The organism is Streptomyces sp. NPDC001902 (assembly GCF_042891295.1).
Classification (GTDB): Bacteria; Actinomycetota; Actinomycetes; order Streptomycetales; family Streptomycetaceae; genus Actinacidiphila.
Genome location: NZ_JBIATA010000001.1, coordinates 302,507 through 322,943 on the forward strand (window position 1 = coordinate 302,507; position 20,437 = coordinate 322,943).

The 20,437-nt window shown below is 71.4% G+C and carries 21 protein-coding genes, 1 tRNA gene and 1 pseudogene; 15 read left to right on the plus strand and 8 right to left on the minus strand.

Annotated features, from left to right (window positions below):
- Positions 1-211: 211 nt before the first annotated feature.
- Both ACFYYN_RS01430 and ACFYYN_RS01435 read left to right on the plus strand, forming a co-directional pair.
- Positions 212-1,885 carry an LCP family protein gene (locus ACFYYN_RS01430; protein ID WP_500544274.1) on the plus strand — a complete coding sequence of 558 codons (1,674 nt, stop codon included), beginning with the start codon at positions 212-214 and terminating at the stop codon, positions 1,883-1,885.
- Between the two features lie 117 nt (positions 1,886-2,002).
- Positions 2,003-2,413, plus strand: a complete 411-nt coding sequence (locus ACFYYN_RS01435; RefSeq protein WP_500544275.1) for an ester cyclase — start codon at positions 2,003-2,005, stop codon at positions 2,411-2,413.
- Positions 2,414-2,452: 39 nt separating this feature from the next.
- On the opposite strand, the gene ACFYYN_RS01440 is transcribed toward ACFYYN_RS01435, so the two are convergent.
- Positions 2,453-4,069, minus strand: coding sequence for a sensor histidine kinase (locus tag ACFYYN_RS01440; RefSeq protein ID WP_500544276.1), 1,617 nt, complete (start codon positions 4,067-4,069; stop codon positions 2,453-2,455).
- Positions 4,066-4,728: a response regulator transcription factor gene (locus ACFYYN_RS01445; RefSeq protein WP_499512726.1), complete on the minus strand. Its 663-nt coding sequence runs from the start codon at positions 4,726-4,728 to the stop codon at positions 4,066-4,068. Before ACFYYN_RS01445 ends, ACFYYN_RS01440 begins: the two co-directional genes overlap by 4 nt.
- A gap of 134 nt (positions 4,729-4,862) precedes the next feature.
- On the opposite strand from ACFYYN_RS01445, the gene ACFYYN_RS01450 reads away from it, so the two are divergent.
- The gene (locus tag ACFYYN_RS01450) at positions 4,863-5,444 is read left to right on the plus strand and encodes a PepSY domain-containing protein (protein WP_500544277.1); all 582 of its coding nucleotides are present in this window, start codon (positions 4,863-4,865) and stop codon (positions 5,442-5,444) included.
- Positions 5,445-5,499: 55 nt separating this feature from the next.
- Here ACFYYN_RS01450 and ACFYYN_RS01455 read toward each other — a convergent pair whose 3' ends face one another.
- Positions 5,500-6,552: an alpha/beta fold hydrolase gene (locus tag ACFYYN_RS01455; RefSeq protein WP_500544278.1), complete on the minus strand. Its 1,053-nt coding sequence runs from the start codon at positions 6,550-6,552 to the stop codon at positions 5,500-5,502.
- Positions 6,553-6,780: 228 nt separating this feature from the next.
- Between ACFYYN_RS01455 and ACFYYN_RS01460 the strand changes: the two genes are divergently transcribed.
- From ACFYYN_RS01460 to ACFYYN_RS01485, 6 genes are all read left to right on the plus strand, one after another.
- Complete coding sequence (locus ACFYYN_RS01460; RefSeq protein ID WP_499512723.1) at positions 6,781-7,005, plus strand: hypothetical protein; 225 nt, start codon at positions 6,781-6,783, stop codon at positions 7,003-7,005.
- Between the two features lie 95 nt (positions 7,006-7,100).
- Positions 7,101-8,015 (plus strand): DUF4232 domain-containing protein, encoded by a 915-nt coding sequence (locus ACFYYN_RS01465; RefSeq protein ID WP_500544279.1) that lies wholly within the window; start codon positions 7,101-7,103, stop codon positions 8,013-8,015.
- A gap of 236 nt (positions 8,016-8,251) precedes the next feature.
- Positions 8,252-8,686 (plus strand): GntR family transcriptional regulator, encoded by a 435-nt coding sequence (locus ACFYYN_RS01470; RefSeq protein ID WP_500322518.1) that lies wholly within the window; start codon positions 8,252-8,254, stop codon positions 8,684-8,686.
- A 4-nt stretch (positions 8,687-8,690) separates the two neighbouring features.
- Positions 8,691-9,659 (plus strand): ABC transporter ATP-binding protein, encoded by a 969-nt coding sequence (locus ACFYYN_RS01475; protein WP_499516883.1) that lies wholly within the window; start codon positions 8,691-8,693, stop codon positions 9,657-9,659.
- Complete coding sequence (locus ACFYYN_RS01480; protein ID WP_500358504.1) at positions 9,656-10,675, plus strand: ABC-2 membrane transporter-related protein; 1,020 nt, start codon at positions 9,656-9,658, stop codon at positions 10,673-10,675. The genes ACFYYN_RS01475 and ACFYYN_RS01480 overlap by 4 nt, the downstream gene beginning before the upstream one ends.
- 130 nt (positions 10,676-10,805) lie before the next feature.
- Positions 10,806-11,069, plus strand: a complete 264-nt coding sequence (locus ACFYYN_RS01485) for a hypothetical protein (RefSeq protein ID WP_500544280.1) — start codon at positions 10,806-10,808, stop codon at positions 11,067-11,069.
- Between the two features lie 30 nt (positions 11,070-11,099).
- On the opposite strand, the gene yczR is transcribed toward ACFYYN_RS01485, so the two are convergent.
- On the minus strand, positions 11,100-12,491 hold the full coding sequence (gene yczR / locus ACFYYN_RS01490) for a MocR-like transcription factor YczR (RefSeq protein WP_500544281.1): 1,392 nt from the start codon (positions 12,489-12,491) through the stop codon (positions 11,100-11,102).
- A 61-nt stretch (positions 12,492-12,552) separates the two neighbouring features.
- Between yczR and yczE the strand changes: the two genes are divergently transcribed.
- On the plus strand, positions 12,553-13,263 hold the full coding sequence (gene yczE / locus ACFYYN_RS01495) for a membrane protein YczE (RefSeq protein ID WP_500544282.1): 711 nt from the start codon (positions 12,553-12,555) through the stop codon (positions 13,261-13,263).
- 232 nt (positions 13,264-13,495) lie between these two features.
- Here the strand turns inward: yczE and ACFYYN_RS01500 are convergent, their stop codons facing one another.
- Complete coding sequence (locus tag ACFYYN_RS01500) at positions 13,496-14,050, minus strand: hypothetical protein (RefSeq protein WP_500544283.1); 555 nt, start codon at positions 14,048-14,050, stop codon at positions 13,496-13,498.
- Between the two features lie 372 nt (positions 14,051-14,422).
- Entirely contained in the window at positions 14,423-14,758 is a 336-nt protein-coding gene (locus tag ACFYYN_RS01505) for a hypothetical protein (RefSeq protein ID WP_500544284.1), read from the minus strand.
- Positions 14,759-14,969: 211 nt separating this feature from the next.
- Here ACFYYN_RS01505 and ACFYYN_RS01510 point away from each other — a divergent pair, with 211 nt between their 5' ends.
- Together ACFYYN_RS01510 and ACFYYN_RS01515 are read left to right on the plus strand one after the other, a co-directional pair.
- Positions 14,970-15,443 carry a hypothetical protein gene (locus ACFYYN_RS01510; protein WP_500544285.1) on the plus strand — a complete coding sequence of 158 codons (474 nt, stop codon included), beginning with the start codon at positions 14,970-14,972 and terminating at the stop codon, positions 15,441-15,443.
- A gap of 489 nt (positions 15,444-15,932) precedes the next feature.
- A complete protein-coding gene (locus tag ACFYYN_RS01515) occupies positions 15,933-16,691 on the plus strand; it encodes a hypothetical protein (protein WP_500544286.1) in 759 nt (252 codons plus the stop codon).
- A 92-nt stretch (positions 16,692-16,783) separates the two neighbouring features.
- Here ACFYYN_RS01515 and ACFYYN_RS01520 read toward each other — a convergent pair whose 3' ends face one another.
- Positions 16,784-17,449, minus strand: coding sequence for a YdcF family protein (locus ACFYYN_RS01520; RefSeq protein ID WP_500544287.1), 666 nt, complete (start codon positions 17,447-17,449; stop codon positions 16,784-16,786).
- An 8-nt stretch (positions 17,450-17,457) separates the two neighbouring features.
- Between ACFYYN_RS01520 and ACFYYN_RS01525 the strand changes: the two are divergent.
- A pseudogene (locus ACFYYN_RS01525) lies at positions 17,458-18,204 on the plus strand (tyrosine-type recombinase/integrase); the annotation flags it as partial.
- A gap of 51 nt (positions 18,205-18,255) precedes the next feature.
- Here ACFYYN_RS01525 and ACFYYN_RS01530 read toward each other — a convergent pair.
- A tRNA-Gly gene (locus ACFYYN_RS01530) sits at positions 18,256-18,329 on the minus strand.
- A gap of 500 nt (positions 18,330-18,829) precedes the next feature.
- Here ACFYYN_RS01530 and dcd point away from each other — a divergent pair.
- Together dcd and ACFYYN_RS01540 are read left to right on the plus strand one after the other, a co-directional pair.
- Positions 18,830-19,405 carry a dCTP deaminase gene (gene dcd, locus ACFYYN_RS01535; RefSeq protein ID WP_499512697.1) on the plus strand — a complete coding sequence of 192 codons (576 nt, stop codon included), beginning with the start codon at positions 18,830-18,832 and terminating at the stop codon, positions 19,403-19,405.
- A gap of 4 nt (positions 19,406-19,409) precedes the next feature.
- Positions 19,410-19,922, plus strand: a complete 513-nt coding sequence (locus ACFYYN_RS01540; protein ID WP_500358494.1) for a phosphoribosyltransferase — start codon at positions 19,410-19,412, stop codon at positions 19,920-19,922.
- The last annotated feature ends 515 nt before the right edge of the window (positions 19,923-20,437 follow it).

The following is a 20,437-nucleotide window of genomic DNA, read 5'->3' on the forward strand; positions in this document are numbered from 1 at the left end:
GCGGTGACGGCACGGCGGGCCAGGCGCGGGTGTCGGGACCGCCGCCACTGGTACGGCCCGGCGGCGGCACGGGTTCAACCCCCACGGAAGTCCCTTGGTCCCCCGTCCCGCAGCGGGAGTTGACCGCCCCGGGGGCAACCATGTGCGGCATTCGTATGTCTGAACGGATGCCCCGGGCCGGCCGGGGTGTGGACGGAGGCCCCGTACGACCGTGGACAGGCACGACGGCAGCGACATCGACCCCGCGGACCAGTGGGTCCTCGACCCGGAGACCGGTTCCTACCGGCTGCGGCTGGATTCCGACGCCCCACCGGCGCCCACGGTGCCCCGGCAGGGCGGGCGGCGGGCACGCCGCGAGGAGCAGCGGCCCGTCCCGGCACCGCGCGGCGGCCGCCGCGCGGGGACCGCGACGTCCCGCAAGGCCAAGCGGTCCACGAAGCGCAAGGTGCTGATGTGGACCGCGGGCACGCTCGGTTTCCTGGTGCTCGCGGGCAGCGCGGGGGCCTACCTCCTGTACCGGCATCTCGACGGCAACATCGCCACCGTGGACGTCGGCACGGCGGGCAGCAAGCAAGCGACCAGCAAGGACGCGGTGAACATCCTGGTCATCGGCACCGACAGCCGCGAAGGCCTGGGCGCGAAGTACGGGGACGCCGGCAGCGTCGGCCACGCGGACACCACGATCCTCTTCCACGTGGCGAAGGACCGGTCGAACGCGACCGCGATGAGCATCCCGCGCGACATGGTCACCGGCATCCCGGACTGCCCGACCAAGCAGAAGGACGGCTCCACCAAGACCATCCCCGGCACCCCCAAGGCCGGGACCAAGCCGCGCTTCAACCAGAGCCTGGGCCAGGACGGCCGCGACCCGGGCTGCACCATGCGGACCGTCACGAAGATCACCGGCCTGCCGATCGACCACTTCGTGCTGGTCAACTTCGAGGCCGTGAAGACCCTGTCCACCGCGGTCGGCGGGGTGCCGGTCTGTCTCACCCACCCCATCCACGACACGACCGACGAGGGGGAGGGCTCGCACCTGAACCTGTCCGCGGGACCGCACAAGGTCCAGGGCGAGCAGGCCCTGGCCTTCGTCAGGACCCGGCACTCGCTGAAGAACGGCAGCGACCTGGACCGCATCGACCTGCAGAAGCAGTTCCTGGCGTCGATGATCCGTCAGATGAAGTCCGGTGACACCCTCACCGACCCCGGCAAGCTCTTCCAGCTGGCGAACGCCGCCACCAAGTCGCTCACGGTGGACACCGGCATCGGCGGCGTCGGGAAGCTCACCGACCTCGCCAAGGACCTCAACCGGGTCGACCCCGAACACATCACCTTCACCACGCTCCCGGTCGTCGACAACCCGGCCGAGGTGGGTTTCCACGCGACGGTCGTCGTGGACGACACGAAGGCGCCCGCGCTCTTCAAGGCGATCAAGAACGACGTCTCGCTGACCGCCGCGAAGAAGAAGCCCGCGGCCGCCGACTCCAAACTCCGCGGCGCCAAGGCGGACCCGTCGCAGGTCCGCGTCGTCGTCTACAACGCGGGCGGCCCCCAGGGCGCGGCGCAGGACACCCTGGAGTGGCTGCAGAACACCGAGGGCGTCTCCCACTCCACCAACGGCGGCAACGCGCCCGGGGGGAAGCAGGACCGCACGACCCTGGCCTACGGTCCCGACCAGGCGGACCAGGCCCGGGCCCTGGCCGCGATGATGGGCCTGCCGTCCGGCGCCCTGCACCCCGCGACGGCCGACGCCGGACCCCGCGCGGACATGACCCTCACCCTCGGCGGTGACTACCTGGGCGCCGGGAAACCGCTCGCCGACCCGGACGCGGTCCCGGACGACATCCCGCAGTCGCACGCCGACAAGAAGGCGTGCGTCGGCTGATCCGCGGCGGTGCCGGCGGCCTGCCGGCACCGCCGGCAGGCCGCCCGGGCGGGCCGCGCCTACGGTGGAAGGAAGGGGCGCCCCGGCGCCCGAGATCGCGACCGCAAGGAGCGCGGCATGTCCCGCAGCGACAACCTCTCCGTCCTGGAGGGCTTCGGCACGGCGGTGAACAGCGGCCACCTCGGCGAGATCGGCGAGTACGTCGCGTCCGCCTCGGTGGACCACGACCCCGCTCCGGGGCAGGGCCCCGGGCCGGAGGGGTACGAGGAGATGTTCGGCGCGATGCGGCGGGCCTTCCCCGATCTGCACGTCGAGGTCGAGCACGTCATGGCCACCGACGACGAGATCGCCTTCGCGTACACCATCACCGGCACGCACCTCGGTGAGCTGATGGGCCACGCCCCCACGGGGCGGACCGTCAGCTACCGGGGCATGCAGATCAGCCGGTTCGAGGACGGGAAGATGGTCGAGCGCTGGGGGAGCAGCGACGAACTCGGCATGCTGCGCCAGCTCGGCGTCGTCACCTGACCCCTCGCCCGGCGCAAGCCCCGCCCCTCCCGGAGCCGGTCAGTCCGCGGCCGCCGCCGGCAGGCGGAGTTCGAAGAGGGCACCGCCCGCCGGGGCGGTGCCGACGGTGAGTGAGCCGTCGTGGCGGTGGGCGACGTCGCGGGCGATGGCCAGGCCGAGACCCGCACCGCCCTCGTCGCGGCTGCGGGCGTCGTCGAGCCGGACGAAGCGCTCGAAGATCCGCTCGCGCTCGGCGGGCGGGACGCCGTCGCCGTCGTCGCCCACCGCGAGGACGACCAGGCCGTCCCGCAGGCGTACGGTCACGGTCACCTCGGCGCGCGCGTGGCGCTGGGCGTTGTCCACGAGGTTGCCGACGACCCGGGCCAACTGGCCGCGCGAGCCCGCCACGTCCCGCCGCGGTTCGACGTCGACGGTCACCGGGACCCGGTCGGCGGGCCGCCTGCGGACCTCCTCGCCGACGAGTTCGCCCAGGTCGACCCGCCGCCGCGCGGGCCGTTCGCCCGCGTCGAGCCGGGCGAGCAGCAGCAGGTCCCCCGCCAGTTGCTGCAGCCGCTCGGTGTCCTTGACGGCGCCCGGTACGTCGAGCAGGTGCGGATGGGCCGAGCCGACCTCCAGCTGCGTGCGCAACGAGGCGATCGGGCTGCGCAGTTCGTGCGAGGCGTCGGCGACGAAGCGGCGCTGCCGCTCGACCGCGGCCTCCAGCGCGGTGAGGGTCTCGTTGGTGGTGCGCGCCAGCCGGGCCACCTCGTCGCGGGCGGCCGGCTCCGGCACACGCCGCGAGAGGTCCTCGGAGGCCGTGATCGCGGCCATCTCGCGCCGGATGCCCTCCACCGGAGCGAGCGCGCGGCGGGTGACCCGCCAGGTCGCGCCGCCGACCACCAGCAGCAGCAGGGGCAGTCCCGCCAGCATGGCCGCCGCCGCGGTGTTCACGGCGCTCTCGCGGGCCGCCAGCGAGGTGCCCGCGTGGATGAGGACGGTCTGCCCGGCGAGGTCGGTGGCCTTGATCGTCGCGAACCGGTAGCCGGCGGTCCGGCCGTCCAGCGTGGCCCGTCCCGTGCCGTGCACGACCGTCCGGCCGATGTGGCCGACCACCGGGTCGTCGCCCGCGGCGGGCGAGGGTGTGGCGCTGCCGCCGTGCCGGTCGTCGTCCTCGCCGCCGCGCGTCGCGTCGTCCCGGCCGCCCCGGCCCCGGCCGCGCCCGTGGCCGCCGTCGTCCTCGCCGCCGCCCCCGTGGTCGTCGCCGCTCTCCGCGGTGCGGTTCGGCACCGCGGAAGGGGTGGGCGCGGGGGTGGGCGAGGGTGTGGGTGTGGCGGCGGCCCCGCGGATGGCCCGGACGGCGCCGACCCCGGTGCCGCTGATCCGCTCCAGGCCCCTGCTCACCGCCAGCAGCCGCCCGTCCTCGGTGGTCACCTGCACCGGCACGCCCTCGGGGAGCTGGAGCCGGGCGTAGCGGTCCGTGCCCGCCCCGCGGCTGGCGACGTCGAGGGCGATCCTGCGGGCCGTGTCGTCGGCCTGGCTCTGCGCCTGGCCCGTGAGGTTGGCGCGCAGCGAGAGCAGCACGGCCACCCCGGCGGCCACCAGCGCGACCGCGACCACGAGCGTGGCACCGAGCGACATCTTGGCCTGGACGGTGCCGAGGGGGCGGGGGCGTCTCATGCCGAGGCCAGCCGGTAACCGGCGCCGCGCACCGTCTGGATGAGGTCCGCGCCGAGCTTGCGGCGCAGGGTGCTGATGTACACCTCGACGATGTTGGGGTCGCCGTCGTACGCGAAGTCCCAGACGTGCTCCAGGATGCGGGACTTGCCGACCACCTGCCCGGCCCGCACCGCGAGCTGCTCCAGCACGGCGAACTCCTTCGCGGTCAGCGTCACTTCGCTGTCGTTGCGGAAGACCCGGCGGGCGGCGGTGTCCAGCACGAGGGTGCCCAGCCGCAGCACGGGCGAGGCCCCCGCCGAACCTCGGCGCCGCAGCAGCGCCTTGACCCGGGCCACCAGCACGACGTACGAGAACGGCTTGGTCAGGTAGTCGTCGGCGCCGGTGTCGAGGCCCTCCGCCTCGTCGTACTCGCCGTCCTTGGCCGTGAGCATCAGGATGGGGACCTCGTTGCCCGCCTCGCGCAGTGCGGCGCAGACGCGGTAGCCGTTCATGCCGGGCAGCATGATGTCCAGCACGACGAGGTCGTGGACGCCCTCCCCCGCCCGGTGCAGGCCTTCGAGCCCGTCGTGCACGACGTCCACGGCGAAGCCCTCGGCCGTCAGCCCCCTGGCCAGCGAGACCGCGAGCCGTCTCTCGTCCTCCACGATGAGCACACGCATGGGGTCCAGCCTCCCAAATCAACCTGAAGAGATCTTCAGGTGGTTTCAGGCTGCCTTCAGCCTGTACCGCCGACATTGAGGTCACGGAACAGACCTGACACAGACCGGGTACGGCCCGGTCGGAAGGGCTCCTCATGAAGCGCAACACGACCGTCGCGGCCATCGCGGCCGCGGTCCTCGTCGCCGGGGGCTACACGGCGTTCGCCACCGGCGGCCACGACGGCGGGCGCGACGACGCGCGCGGCACGGTGTCCTCGACCGCCACGCCCGGGGCGACCCCGGGACACGACGCGGGCGACGACCACGGCTCCCCGGGCATCACGGCGAGCCGGGCCGCGGCCGCCGCGGTCGCCCACACGCCGGGCACCGTCACGAAGATCGAGCCGGACGACCGTCACCGCGGCTACTGGGAGGTGTACGTGACGGACGCGGCCGGGGTCGTGCACGAGCTGCACGTGGACGCGCAGACGGGCCGGGTCACGGAGGACGACCGTCACCGCGGCCGGACACGCTCCGGTGACGCGTCCCGCACCGCCTCGCCCGCACCGGCGACGACGCGGCCCGGGTACGACGACCACGGTGGCGACCGCGCCGGCAGCGACGACCCCCCGGGAGACGACCACGGCGGCGACCGCGTGCGGGACGGCGACCGCTCCGGTGACGACCACGGCGGGGGCCACGGCCGGGGCCGCGGCCGCGGCGGCGACGACCACTGACGTCCCCCGCGTGGCCGGGCCCCCCGCGCCCGGCCACAGGCGCCCCCCGGACCCCTCAGAGCCGCCCGACGTCCACCACGGCCTGGGCGAAGGCCGCGGGTGCCTCCTGCGGCACGTTGTGCCCGATGCCCTGCAGCGTGCGGTGCGCGTACTTCCCGGTGAACTTGGCCCGGTAGGAGGCGCCGTTGCCCGGCGGCGTGAACGGATCGACCGCCCCGTCGAGGGTGATCGTGGGCACGGTGACGACGGGCCCGCGGGCGAGCCGCGCCTCGATGTCGTCGTACCGCGGGTCGCCCTCGGTCAGCCCGAGCCGCCAGCGGTAGTTGCCGATGACGATGGGGACGTAGTCCGGGTTGTCGAAGGCCGCCGCGGTGCGGTCGAACGTGGCGTCGTCGAAGCCCCAGGTCGGGGAGTTGAACTTCCAGACGAGCCGGCCCAGGTCGTGCCGGTAGCGCTCCAGCCCCTTACGGCCCCGCTCCGTGGCGAAGTAGTACTGGTACCACCAGGCCCATTCCGACTTCGGCGGCAGCGGCTGCTTGTTCGCCTCGCGGTTGGTGATCAGGTAGCCGGTCACCGAGACCAGCCCCTCGACCCGCTCCGGCCACAGCGCCGCGATGATGTCCGCGGTCCGCGACCCCCAGTCGAAGCCGGCCAGGACCGCCTTCTTGATCCCCAGCGCGTCCATGAGCGCCACGATGTCCAGGGCGAACACCGCCTGCTGGGCGTCCCGCGGGGTCGAGCGGGACAGGAAGCGGGTCGTCCCGTGGCCGCGCAGGTAGGGGACGACCACCCGGTAGCCCTTCGCCGCCAGCAGCGGTGCGACGGCGACGTAGCTGTGGATGTCGTACGGCCAGCCGTGGAGCAGGATCACGGGGGGACCGTCGGCCGGTCCCGCCTCGGCGTAGCCGACGTCCAGCACCCCGGCCTCCACCTGCTTCAGCGGGCCGAACGCCGGGGCGTCGCCGGGCCGTTCCTTGCCGGGGGCCCTGGGCGGCGCCGGCTTGTTCTCGTCCGGTCCGGTCGTCGCGCACCCCGAGGCGAGCCCGGCCAGTGTGGCCGCGACCGCTCCCGTGCCGACGATCGTGCCGAAGGTCCGCCTGTCGATCATCCGAGGCCTTCCGTGGGATGCGGGCGCGGGCACTGAGGTAGCCCATGCCCCGTGCGCCGCCGTCCGCGTCACCGGACCGGCAAATGTCATCCCCATGGCACAGGTCCCGGCGGCCGCGGTGAGGGCCGGACGGGTGAAGTCGGGGGCAGGGCGCAACCGGTGGGGGGAGCGGGGCTGTCCTGCACGGCGAGTCCGGTCGACACCGTCCGAGATCCGAGAGGAAACACCATGAACCTTCTCGATACTCCGCAGCAGTCACTGGGTGGCGTCCCGGTGGGGGCCCACCTGGCCGCCGTCGACGCGCGCTGGGTCGAGCTCCACGCCGCGCTCATCGCGGCCGGGGTGCCCCCGCTCCCGGGCGACAGCGACGCGGTGCACACCCTCGCCCGGCAGCTCGACGACGCCACGGTCAGCGCCGTCGTCGCCTGGATCGACAGCGCCGCCTCCCGCTGAGCCCGGCCCGGGCACCGCGCCTTGTGACGGTCGTGTGACGGGAATTGTGGCCTGCGCCATGGCCGGGAGCGGCAGGGTCCTGATGGGGTCGCCGGATGCGCACCCCCGCCCTCCTCCTCCCGGCCGTGCTCGCCGGTGCCCTGCTCCTGGTCACGGCCTGCGACGTCCCGCACCGGGACGACCGTGCCTCCTGCGCCGCCTCTGCCGTCCCGGTCGCCCCGGCGCCCGCGGGCGGTGCCGCCGGTGTCGAGGGGGACGGCGACGTCGAGATCACCGCCGTGAGCGCACCGCCCGCCCACTGCTCCGGCGTCCGCTTCCACGTCGCGTTCCGCGTCACCAACCACGCCGACGAACCCCTCACCTACACCGTCACGTTCGGGCTCACCTCAGGTGCCGGAGAGGCCCTGGGGAACGTGCCGCACACGGTGTCCGCGGTCCCGCCCGGCCGGACCGTGGAGGGCGAGGCCGACCTCGGCGCACCCCTCGCGCCGCGGTACGCCGCGGAACGGGTGCGCATCGTCAAGGTCAGGAGCGTCCCGGCGGACGAGGTGCCCGCTGCGGGAGGCGCCTGCCCGCCCTCCGGCCTGCGCCTCACCGCCGACGACGGCGACGCCGCCATGGGGCTGCGCCTGGTGGGACTCCGCCTGGAGAACTGCTCCTCCCGCGTCCGGCGCGTCGAGGGCTATCCGTCGGTCCAGCTCCTCGACGAGCAGCGCAAGCCCGTCACGGGGGTCGAGGTCTCCCGGGGCAGCGGGGGCGTCGCCCTCGTGCCCGGCTTCGACGACCCGCCCCGTCCGGTCACCCTGGAGCCGGGCGGGAGCGCGACCGCGGGCCTGATGTGGCGCAACACCGTCACCGACGGCACGTCCGTCAACGCGCCCTACGCGAGGGTGCGGGCGACACCCGGCGCTCCTGCGGTGACGGTGACCCCCGAACTCGACCTCGGCACGACGGGGAAGCTCGGCGTCAGCGCATGGAAGGCCGACCCGGCGGCCGCGGCCCGGCCGTGACACCTGGGGCACGCTCCCCGTCGAACCCGGTCCTCGACGTCCTCCCCCCCATCCGCACGAAGGCCCCGGGCTGCCCGCCCGGGGCCTTCGTGCTGCGCGGGCCACGCCGTTCCTCGCCTCACGAATGTCACGGTTGTGTCCCGAGGGGTGCCGGTGAGGCCGCTTCGTTTGACACGGCTCAGCTCCCCCTCTCATCATCATTCCACTAATCGAGTAGCTAAAGGGTGTTGAAGCACGTGGACTTCCGCATCGACCGGCGGAGCGGGATCGCCGCCTACCAGCAGATCGTGCAGCAGACCAAGCAGGCCCTACGGCTGGGCGTCCTGATGCCGGGGGACCGGCTGCCCACCGCCAAGGAGGTCGCGGAGACCAGCGCCGTCAACCCGAACACCACGCTCAAGGCCTACCGCGAGCTGGAACGCGAGGGGCTGGTCGAGCCGAGGCCCGGCCTCGGCACCTTCATCCGCCGCTCACTGGCCCGTCCTCAGGCGGGTGCCGACTCCCCGTTGCGCGGGGAACTGGAGGCGTGGATGACCCGGGCCCACGAGGCGGGCCTGGAGCGCGAGGACGTGGCCGCGCTGGTCGCGGCGGTCCTGGAGGAGCGGTACGCCGGGACCACGGCGGCCGACGGAACACCGGAGGACGGGGAAATGAGGATGACCAGTGCGTGACGCCATGAATGCCATGGACATGGGTGGCCCGGTGGAGGAGTCGGCGATGGAGGCCCGCGGGGTCGGCCGGAAGTACCGCCGGGGCTGGGCCCTGCGGGACTGCTCGTTCCGCCTGCCGGCCGGCCGGATCTGCGGGCTGGTGGGCCCCAACGGCGCGGGCAAGACGACGCTGATGTCCATCGCCGCCAACCTGCTGGAGCCGTCGGAGGGCACCCTCACGGTGTTCGGCGCGGCGCCCCAGTCCGCGGAGGCCGGACGCCGTACGGCGTTCCTCGCCCAGGAGAAGCCGCTGTTCCGCCGCTTCACCGTGGCCGAGACGCTGCGCATGGGCCGCGAGCTCAACCCCGGCTGGGACCAGCAGGCCGCCGAGCAGATCGTCCGCGCGGGCAACGTGCCCCTGCACGCGAAGGTCGGCACCCTCTCCGGCGGACAGCGCACCCGCGTCGCCTTCGCCCTCGCCTTCGGCAAGCGGCCCGACCTGCTGCTGCTCGACGAGCCGATGTCCGACCTCGACCCGCTGGTGCGCCACGAACTCATGGGCACCCTGCTGGCCGAGGCCGCCGAGCACGGCACCACGGTGCTGATGTCCTCCCACATGCTCAGCGAGCTGGAGAGCGTCTGCGACTTCCTCCTGGTCATCTCCACGGGCGGTCTGCGCATCGCCGGTGACGTGGACGAGATCCGCAGCGCCCACGTGCTGCTGCAGGGCGTGGCCGGCGACGAGGGCCCGGGCGTCCCCGCGGAACTCGCCCGCCACACCGTCGTCGAGTACCGCACCAGCGGGCGCCAGGCCACCGCCCTCATCCGCCCCGACGGCCCGGTGAGCGGCCAGTGGCAGTCCCACACCCCGCAACTGGAGGAACTCCTGCTCGCCTACCTGCGCTCCCCCGAAGCGCCACCACTGATCAGTCCCGTGGCCCAGGTCCCGGGGCAGCCGTACGGCGTGAACGGCCCGCGGGGGGCGGCGGCATGAGCAACCTGACCGCGAACCCGTCCGCGCCGTCCGCGGCCCCGGTCGCCGACAGCGGCGTCCGCCGCCCCAGGCTCAGCGGCATGACCTGGCTCATCTGGCGCCAGCACCGCGCCGCCTACTGGACCATCCTGGCCGCGACGGCCCTGTCCGTGGGGTGGATGCTCTACCAGCGCGCCGGCCTGCTGGATTACCTCACCGCCCACGGCTGGCCCGAGGCGAGCTCCGACAAGTGGACGGAGGACATCAACCCGCACAGCGCCCCGCTTCTGAAGGCCGCCTTCGGCCTCGGCTTCGTCCCCATACTCCTCGGCGTCTTCCTCGGCGCCCCGCTGCTCGCCGGCGACCTGGAGAGCGGCACGGCCAAGCTGGTCACCTCCCAGGCCGCCGGCCCCGCCCGCTGGCTCGCCGCCAAGCTCGGCATCAGCGCGCTGGTGGTCGTGGTCTGCACCGTGGCCCTCTCCTTCACCTTCGGCCGGTGGTGGGCACCGGTCAGCAAGGAGAACACGGTCATGGACTGGACCTCCGGCCAGGCCTTCGACAACACCGGGCCCGTGCCCGTCGCGCTCACGCTCTTCACCGTGGTGGGCGGCATCGCGATCGGCATGCTCCTGCGCCGCACCCTGCTCGCGATGGTCGTGACCTTCTTCTTCGCGGCGGCCGTCCAGGTGGTCTGGGCGTACAGCCGGCTCGACCTCGGCAACGTCATCAGGCTCACCACCGACTCGGGGGTGACCCCCGGCAGCAGCCCCCGTCTTCCCACCGCCGCCTACGAGGTCGACCAGTCGTTCATCACCTCGTCCGGGCACACCATCGGCTGGAGCACCTGCACGGACGCGGGGTCGGAACAGGCGGTCGACGCCTGCCTGAAGCAGAAGGGCGTCGTGGGCTGGGCGCTGGACTACATCCCCATGTCCCAGATGAGCGGCATGCAGTGGCTCGGCGCCTCGATCCTGTTCGCCCTTGCCGCCGCCATCACGGCCTTCGTCTTCCTCTGGGGCCGCAAGCGCGTCGTCTGACATGACGCCGTCGGGCCACGACGACACGACCCCGGGGAGACGCGCCGAGCGTCACCCGGGGTCGTGTCGTCGGTGCCGGCGGTCCCCGGCTGATGGGCCCGCAGGCCACCGGGAGCACATCCGGCGCTCGGTGGAAGCGGCGCTCGGCGCCCGCGCCGGGACCACGGACCGCCGGCGCGCGACACGCGACGTCTGGCAGCTCCTGCTCGACCTGGCCACCGCCGACCTCCCCGGGCACCGGGCCGCGCGGGGCGCGGCGCTGCGGTCCGAACTCGCCGCCGTCGAACCGCCCGCCGGGCGCCGCAGGTTCGCCCTCGGCGGGGTGTGGACGACGGCCACGGCCGGCGGCGCCGCCCTCGGCGCGGTGCTCCGGCCCCCGCGGGGCGTCAACTGACGTGCATTCGGGGCCGTATGCCGTCGACGCTCATGCCACGGGTGCGGGGCTGTGAGCTCCGGTAGCGCCCCGGGTGAGTGCCTCCTCCGCCTGTGCGAGTCCGCGGACCGCCTGGGTCAGCCGACTCGGAGGAAGCGTGTACGGCAGCCGGATGTTGCGTTCGAACGCGCCTCCGATCCCGAACCGCGGTCCGGCTGCGATGGTCACTCCGTAGTCGGGCGCGATCGCGGCCAGCCGCGAGCTGATGGGCTGGGGGAACGTCGCCCAGAGCGTCATGCCGCCGGCGGGTCGCGGGGTGTGGAGGCCGGGCAGGTGCTCGCTGAGCGCTCGGAGCAGTACGTCGCGTTGCGACCTCAGTTGCCCGAGCGTGCCGGGGCGCCGGGTCCGGTCCTCGTTCAGGAGGACGGCCGTGGCGAGTTGTTCGACGACGGGGGTGCCGAGATCCGTGGCGTGACGGGTCTGCTGGACGCGTTCCAGGAGAGCGGGCGTCGCGCGGATCCAGCCGATGCGCAGGCCGCCCCAGATGCTCTTGGAGACCGAGCCGATGCTGATGGCGGTCGGCATGTGGAGCGCGAAGGGTTCCGGGCTTTCCCCGTCCAGGGCCAGGTCGGTCATGGTCTCGTCGATGACCGTGGGACACGCGAGCCCAAGGCCTTGGCGGACGCTCGTGGGCATGCACAGCCCTGTCGGATTGTGGAAGTCGGGGATCAGGTAGGCCAGGTTCGCGATGCGGCCCGCCGCCTGGAGCTGCGCGGTGTCCCAGCCCGAGGACGCCACGGCCACGGGGAGGAGCCGAGCCCGCACCTCGGTGAACGTGGTGATCGCGTGCGGGTAGGTCGGGTGGTCGATCAGGACCTGGTCGCGTGGCGCCAGGAGCGTTCGCGCCAGGAGGGCAAGCGCGTGCTGCGCGCCGTTGGTGATCAGGATGTGATCGGGCGGCGTCGGCAGTCCGCGCCGCTCGTACCAGTGGGCCACCGCTTCGCGCAGCTCCGCGGTGCCGCTGCGGTCGTAGCCGTGCCGCTCGTAGTGCCGTGGCAGCTGTTCGAGGGCGGCCGCGAACGCGGCGTGGAGGATCTCGACGGGCGCGGGGGGCGCGGCGAAGGACAGGTCGATGGCCGCCGCGTTCGTGCCGGCCCGGCGCTCGGGTGGCGTGTCGTCGGGGAGCCGCACGGTCGCCCTGGCGCGCGCCCGTGTGGCGAGGTATCCGTGCTCGACCAGAGTGCGGTAGGCGGCGCCGACGGTGGTCCTGCTGGTGGACAGTGCGGTGGCCAGGTCACGCTCGCTCGGCAGGGTGGAGCCGAGCGAGAGACGCCCGTCCAGGACCAGCAGCCGCAGCCTGTCGGAGAGGCGCTGATGCGCCGGCCCGGGCCCCTCCTGCCAGGTCCCCAGCATGCCTGCGACCACGTGCGACGTAACTTTCACCCGGCCAGCCTAACCAATCTGGCTATGGAATCCAGGTCCAGATGCCTCGCAGGCTTGCGGCATGGCACCTCCTGTTACCGCTGCACGCACGTCCGTCCCGCCCGGCCACGACCAGCCCGCCCTGACCCGTGTGAACGCCTTCGCCCAAGTCCGAGCGGGCCGAAAGGCGCGCCGCATCCCCCAGCTCCTGCTCGGCTTGGTGGGGTACGGGGCCGCCGTGATGACGCTCGTCCAGTCCGGGCTGGGAGCAGCCAGCTGGAACGTGCTCACCGAGGGCACCGCCAAGGTCCTCGGCATCTCTTTCGGCTGGACGACGAACCTGATCTCGCTGCTGGTGCTCCTCCTGTGGATTCCCCTGCGGGAACTGCCCGGCCTCGGCACACTCCTCAACGTCGCCATCGTCGGCTTCGCCGCGGACGCCACCGCCACCGTCCTCCCCCACCCCCAGGGGACACCTGCCGCGATCGGGTACCTCGTCGTCGGCCTGGTCGCCCTGGCCTTCTTCGACGCGCTCTACCTCGGTGCCCAGTTCGGATCGGGCCCCCGCGACGGCATCATGACCGGACTCGTCCGGCTCACCCGCCTACCCATCGCCGCGGTGCGCACCGGCATCGAAATCACCGTCGCCACCGCCGGCTGGCTCCTGGGCGGAACCGTCGGCCCCGGAACCGTGCTCATCGCCCTGTGCATGGGGCCCCTCGTCGGCTACTTCCTGCCACGCGTGGCAGTTCGCCTCCCCGCCGTCGTCGCGGACGAACGGCACGACCGGTGAGCACGAATGCCGTGATCGGGCGGGCGACTTCGAAGGCGCGCCATGCGGAGGCCAGGTCTGCAGCGCCGAGCCGACGTGTGAGGCCGTGGTGGCGCAGTCGTTCCCGACGACGGCTTCTCGGCCACGCAACGGGCACGCGAGGGATGGACAGGTCCGGACGACGAAGAAGCCCCGGGCGGCTTGCCTGGGGCTTTCTGCCGGCGCTTGCCGGGCAATAGCCGAGACCTGTCGATCAAGGATGTCCGTCGAGGCCGAGCTTCCTCTTGCCATAGGGGGAGAAGATCGCCCCCCAGCCGGTCCAGCCGGCGTGAACCTGGGCGATCTGCGAGGGCAGGGGCATGACCGGCAGCAGGTTTCTGCCCTTCGCCCAGTTGGTGAGGAGGCCCTCGGTCGTGTCCACGGCGGAGACGACCATGGTGACCTTCGCGTTGCCGTCGACCCAGGTGTCCCACAGCGCCCACCCTTCGGGTCGTGCCTCGACTCCCAGTCGGGCACAGGCGCGTGGGTAGGTCTCATTGCTGCCGATGGGCATGGCCTCGGGGCGGATGATGGCAACGGCAGCGAGAGGTACTTGCGGGCGCTCTGCCTCTTCCTCCAGGCACCCGTCCAAGGGGAAGTGGTACTGCAACAGTGCCCGGCCCAGGGCGTTGACAGTGCGTTGGACCGGGCCGTCATCCTCGGCGTCGCCAGGATGCGACCGCTCGCCGGCGGCTGCGGAGACGACCGCCTTGGCGAGCCGTTCGATCTCCCGCAGATAGTCGAGTTCGGAGAGCTCCGGGCTGGTCATGGGGGCAGTGTCGCATCGCACCGCCGGATGTATGCACCCGTTTTTCACGTGGTCAGGCGGCCAATGTGGGATATGGGGAGGCACACATGCCTGCGACTGACCTCAATGGCCCCGGATCCGAGAGGAGAGGCTCGCTGTTCCGTGGCGTCCGCCGCCGTTGCCGCCAGACGGCATGGCAGCCACTGGAGCGGGTGACGGGAATCGAACCCGCGCTCTGAGCTTGGGAATCACCGGTCCCTGCGGCCCCGGTCATGCTCTGACCAGCGTCAACGGCGGTCTGGGCGAACCAACGAGCTCGCCCCAGCACCCGCCATTGACCGTGGTTTACCGACCTGTCGGGCACGGATCGGGCACGAGTGTGCGCCCAGGGATTCAGGCACCTTCCTCGCGGTCGGCCCGCTTCAACGCCGCGTTCTGAGCGTGCGCCTCGCGTCGCAAACGGCGCTCGTAGTCGGCGATCTGTTGGCGGACGGGTCGGCTGGTAGCTATCCGGTACAGCCGCTGGTTCTCACGGTCTACGAGGAACGGGCCGTTGCCGCCGAGACGAGCGGGTTGACCGTTCGACAATGGACTGACGGCACCCCAGTAGACGACCCAGCCGAACGACACCGCCTGGACGCGAAGGATTCCCAGCTCGCAGTCGACGTCGCCGCGCGAGTCTTCGATCTCGGCCAGCACGAGTCGGCGGGCATCGTCTTCAGTCAGCATCGCCCGATGATGACACGCAAGCGGACCACCGCTTTAGGAGCGAGGTGGGGCAATCACCGGCCTGACCTTTTGATTCCCGGCCTTGGACGGAGTGGGTGGCGCCTCCCCCTGCGTACCGGGAGTCCCCCAGACTCCCCGCCTGTTCTGGCACGGTTGTGGCACGGAAGGGCGGGGCCGGTCTGCCGCCGAATAGGCGTGACAGTATGCGGTCATGCCTATCCCGCACCCCGACGGTGTATATGCGATCACCACGATGTACTCCGTACCCGATGACGCCTGGTACTTGGAACTTGACCTCGTCGCCGGTCAACGAGCCCTTGTGACTGCGATCGTCCCCGACGAAGATCCGGCGCGGGAGCCGACAGTGTGTTTCAACCCCCACGCGGGGCATCTGGACATCCCGTACGGAGTCATGCACTGGTTCATGGGCCAGGTCGAGGAGGATATCCGCACGTCTCGCGCCTGGATGCGCCTGCGGCCCGACCTTGTCGAGGCCATTCACCAACTGCGCCAGGAGCATCTGGGCGTTATCGGTGATGACGACTTTCCCCATGTCCTGGCGGAGGTGCGTTCCATAGTCCCCGAGGCCGACCTCCCCGCCGTTCTTGCAGCCGCTTTCGGGCGGAAGCCTGATGGCACCACCATGGACCACGTGCAAACGCTCCGACCCGCAGACGACCCGTAGGTTGGTGTAGCGGCTTTGGGCTGGAGCTGGCATGGGGCGAGAGATCGGGGCCCTTAAGCTTGCGGCGACTCGGGCGGTCTGTGGACCTGCCCGCAATGGCCCGATGTGGGCCCCGATCTTCGAGGCTCGCCCCATGGTGGCTGCGTAAAGCCGCGGAGCCGACCGCCCCAGCCACAACGGGTTTCCCCTCAGCTGACCCCTCGCCGTCTGGCGGGCGGCCGGCGGCCGGGCCGGAGCGGGGCGCAGACAGGAGCGGCGGCCCGAGGCGCCGGGCCGCGCGCCGCCGCGCTCTGCGCGGCGGGAGCGCCTTGATGAGGTAGAGAAACCTGTAACAGCTCGCTTCACAGGCATCGGACAAGTGGGTATGTAAGTGACTTCGGAGAGTGTCTATCCCTCGTATCAAGCACTGGCTGTCCTCTAGCGAGAAACAGCAGACGAGGTGCAGGGGGCGGTTGGAGGGTTCTCGGAGGCAGCTGGCAGCCTGGGGCGGTGCTGATCGACGGATTTGAGGACGCCCCGCTGGTTGCCGGGGAAGAGCTGCTTTCCCTGCCGGGATTCTGGGCTGCCTACCTGATGTGGCTATGCGAAACGGAGGAGGACGAGCCAGACCCAGCCTGGTTCGGCGTGGACGAGGCCGACGTTGATGCGGCGTATGAGGCACTGGCCGATGCGGAGCGATGGCCGGTCTTCCGGATTCCGTTCGGCGAAGACCACACCGCCGTCGTGCTGGCGCGTAATCTCGCCGACGACGCGGGGACCGAGTACCTAGTGACGCATCCCTCCTGGGGCCGCCTCGGACATCTGGCCACGCTCGACGGACACCAGGCCGGCCCCGGCCTGTCGTGGCGCGAGCTGATCCACATTGCCCGTACGCCCGATCAAACCACCGCAGGAGTCCACGCCCCGAACGCCCGCCTGCTCCTCCTTTTGCCCGCGCTGGGCGACAGCGATCTCCCCGCCGACGCAGCCGATGTCCTCCGCGGCGCCCTGATGTGGATTGGAGTACCAGAGACGGAAACTCACCGGGTGACCGAAGCCCTGCTCCTTGACCATCCGTACTGGGAGCCTGCCCGATGGTCACTGCCGTCCGTGTCACCGTTGTCCGGCAGCAGCAATGAATCCTTCACCGGCATCCTCTGCTGCGACGAACCGGGAAGCCCTCGGTGCGGAACACGCATAGCTCAGGGCATCACTCGGGAGCAGAGCGACCGCCTGGCCTATGCGCTCGGTACGTGGCCCACCACCTGAACCCAGCCGCGTAGCGCGAGGTGGCCACGCGCAAGTACCGACGTGCTTCCCAAACTCGGTGACAAAACCAGGACGAGTGACTGCGAAGTGCGTTAGGTGGAGGTCGTGTCGGTAGCGATGAGCCGACTCGTGAAGCCGTGCTGGCGCAGTCGTTCGTAGGCGGCCATCACGTCGTCCGGCACCGACTGGCTAATCATGAAGCCCTGCTCCGGGTAGATCAGCAGCCGCTGAAGCGCACCGACAAGCATGTCGATCACCAGACGAGCGTCGCCGATGGAGTCGACGTACTCGCCCAAGGTCATCGGCGTGGAAGCGCTGATGATGTCGACTTCGGGCCACAGCTTGCGTGCCGTGGCGTACGCGCGCCTCTCCTCGTACGGCTTGCTGATCAGTAGGACCGAAGACACGTCGACGCCGGCCTCTTCGAGCAAGTCTCGGGTGAAGCGGATGTTTTCGCCCGTGTTGCGGGCGCGGGGCTCTACAAGCATGGCTGAGCTGGGGACACCGAGCTCTAGTGCTCGCTCCCGGTAGTGGATGGCCTCACCGCGGGGCATACGTTCCCGGGTCGTGGGGCTGGTGGCCCCGGTGAACACGAGCAGTGGCGCCATGCCGTGCTTGTACAGGTCTACCGCCGTGTCGGCCACGCTCAGGTCGTGGCTGCCGAGGCCGACGGCAACCGAGCATGGGCGGGGTGTATGGCCCATCTGGTGGTAGTCCCACAGGCGCCGTGTGTCTGCCCAATCCTGTGCTGAGATCACTGCTGGCCTCCAAAGCCATCCTGGAAACCGCCGTTGAGGACGAGTTGATCCGCCGGAATCCCTGCCGGATCCGTGGTGCGGGCAAAGAGTCCGCGCCGGAGCGACCGGTGGCCACTGTGGACCAGGTCGACGCGCTCGCCGATGCGATCGGCCCGCGCTGGCGGCTGATGGTCTACCTCGCGGCTTACGGCCCCGCCCGCCCCGAGGAGCAAGCGGAGCTCCGGCGGCCGGACGTGAGCCTGGAACCTCTCGGCGTATGGGTCCGCCGTGCCGCTCCCGAGCTGACCACCGGCCGGCGGGCCGTGGGGGAGACGAAGTCCGAAGCGGGGAAGCGGTTCATCGTGCTGCCGGAGTTTATGCACAGGGATGTGGATCGCCACGTGAAGTGGTTCGCGGAGAAGGGCCCGAACGGGCTGCTGTTCGTCGGCGAAAAGGGCGCCCCGTTCCGGCGTTCGTCCTTCGGACGGAAATGGCGGAAAGCCCGTGCCAAGGTCGGCCTGCCGGAGAACTTCCGTTTCTACGATCTGCGCCACACGGGCCACACGCTGGCGACGCAATCGGGTGCCACGCTCAAGGACGCCATGGTCCGAGCGGGTCAGTCCTCCGAGCGCGCTGCGCTGATCTACCAGCACTCGACGCTGGAGCGGCAGAAGGAGATCGCCGCCGCGCTCGATGCTCGGGTGCGGGCTGACCGCAAATCGATCGACGGGCACGCCGACGGCCCATCGGGCACGCAACGGGCACGGGAGGGATGAAGAGGTCTGGACAACAAAGAAGCCCCGGGCTGCTTGCCTGGGGCTTTCTGCTGGAGCGGGTGACGGGAATCGAACCCGCGCTCTGAGCTTGGGAAGCTCATGTTCTACCATTAAACTACACCCGCGTAAGACACCTGTTGAGGCATCTGACCTCGCACACTGTACCCCATGCCCGGCCCCGGACGCATACCTCCGGGGTCTTCGTGTTGCCTCCGGAATGGCGTGCGCGGGGAGGCGCGGGAGGCGTACGGTGAGGGGGACCCGGGGTGCCTGAGTGGGCGGAGTGCCGCGTGAGGCGGGGGTGGGTTCATCCCCTAATGTGGCTTTCGTCGTTGAGGTACCGGGGAGAAGGGGAGCGATGGATCGCACCGTCGTTCGTTGTGCCGAAGGGCACGTTTTCAGCACCGCCACGTTCCCGATGCAGAACCTGGGCGCCGGAAGGCTCGGCCCCGGGCGCTTGATCAGGTGTCCGCGGTGCGCGCGGCTGCGGAGCGCCGTCCCCGTGGCGGCTGACAGCGGCAAGTAGCCGCGCAGGTCCGGACACGCAGGTCGGACGTGACGCGGGGGCTCCGGGCCGGGTCGGCTCGATTCGGCCCGGAGCCCGGTCCCCGCGTAACCTGCTTGCGTGCTTCTCTCTGACAAGGACATCCGGACCGAGATCGACAACGGGCGGGTCGGGATCGACCCGTACGAGCCGTCGATGGTGCAGCCGTCGAGCATCGACGTCCGGCTGGACCGCTTCTTCCGGGTGTTCGAGAACCACCGGTACCCGCACATCGACCCGGCCGTCGAGCAGCCGGACCTGACGCGGCTGGTGGAGCCGGAGGGGGACGACGCGTTCATCCTCCACCCCGGGGAGTTCGTGCTGGCCTCGACGTACGAGGTGATCTCCCTGCCGGACGACATCGCCTCGCGCCTGGAGGGCAAGTCGAGCCTCGGCCGGCTGGGGCTGCTGACGCACTCGACGGCGGGCTTCATCGACCCCGGTTTCTCGGGGCACGTGACGCTGGAGCTGTCGAACGTCGCCACCCTGCCGATCAAGCTCTGGCCGGGCATGAAGATCGGGCAGCTGTGCCTCTTCCGCCTGACCTCGTCGGCGGAGTTCCCGTACGGCTCGGACAAGTACGGTTCGCGGTACCAGGGGCAGCGGGGGCCGACGCCGTCGCGTTCCTACCTCAACTTCCACCGGACGAAGGTCTGAGCGCATGAGCGGGCCGGCGCGGGAGAACCTGACGTACGAGGCCTTCGGGCAGGCGGTGCGGGACCTGGCGCAGACGATCGCCGACGACGGCTTCGAGCCGGACCTCGTGCTGTCGATCGCCCGCGGCGGGGTGTTCGTGGCGGGCGGGCTCGCGTACGCGCTCGACTGCAAGAACATCCACCTGGTGAACGTCGAGTTCTACACCGGGGTCGGGACGACGCTGGAGATGCCGGTGATGCTGGCCCCGGTGCCGAACGCGATCGACTTCTCCGACAAGAAGGTGCTGATCGCGGACGACGTCGCCGACACGGGCAAGACGCTCAAGCTCGTCCGCGACTTCTGCGCCGACCACGTCGCCGAGGTGCGCAGCGCGGTGATCTACGAGAAGTCGCACTCGCTCGTGAAGTGCGACTACGTCTGGCGGCGCACCGAGGACTGGATCAACTTCCCCTGGAGCGTCCTGCCTCCGGTGCGCGGGGCGGGGGAGCCGATCACCCCGTCGAGGGACGCGCTCTGATCCATGCCGCGCCGCAGCTGCACTTCGTGGCCGGGTCCTTCGTGAACTTCCGGGACCACGCGTTCCAGGACGCCGGCGGGCACGCGTTCCGCTGGGTCTCCCACAAGGTGTTCCGTTTCCCGCCCGGGGCGGGTGGCCGGGAGTTGCCGGGGCGCTGATCGTCTACGAGCAGTTCCGCTACGACTGCGCGGGGGAGGCGACGTCGAGCCGGACGGCACGCGCCACGGCTCGTACCGGCTCGAGCGCATCGGCCCGGACGCGTACCGACCGGTGGCCCCCGCTGACGCGATCCGGACGCTTCGGGGCCGGGTCGCCCGGTACGACAGGGTCCCCGCGTCCCCGGAAGCTGTGCTCGAGGAGCGGGTGTACCGCGTGATCGGCCCCGGGACCGGCTGCCACCGCCTGGCCGACCCGGGCAGGGACGCGTTCCACGACTGGGGCGGTGTGCACTGTGACTTCCACGCTTACGCGTAAGGGGCGCCACTCCTGGAGTGGCGCCCCTTACCCGTGGTTCC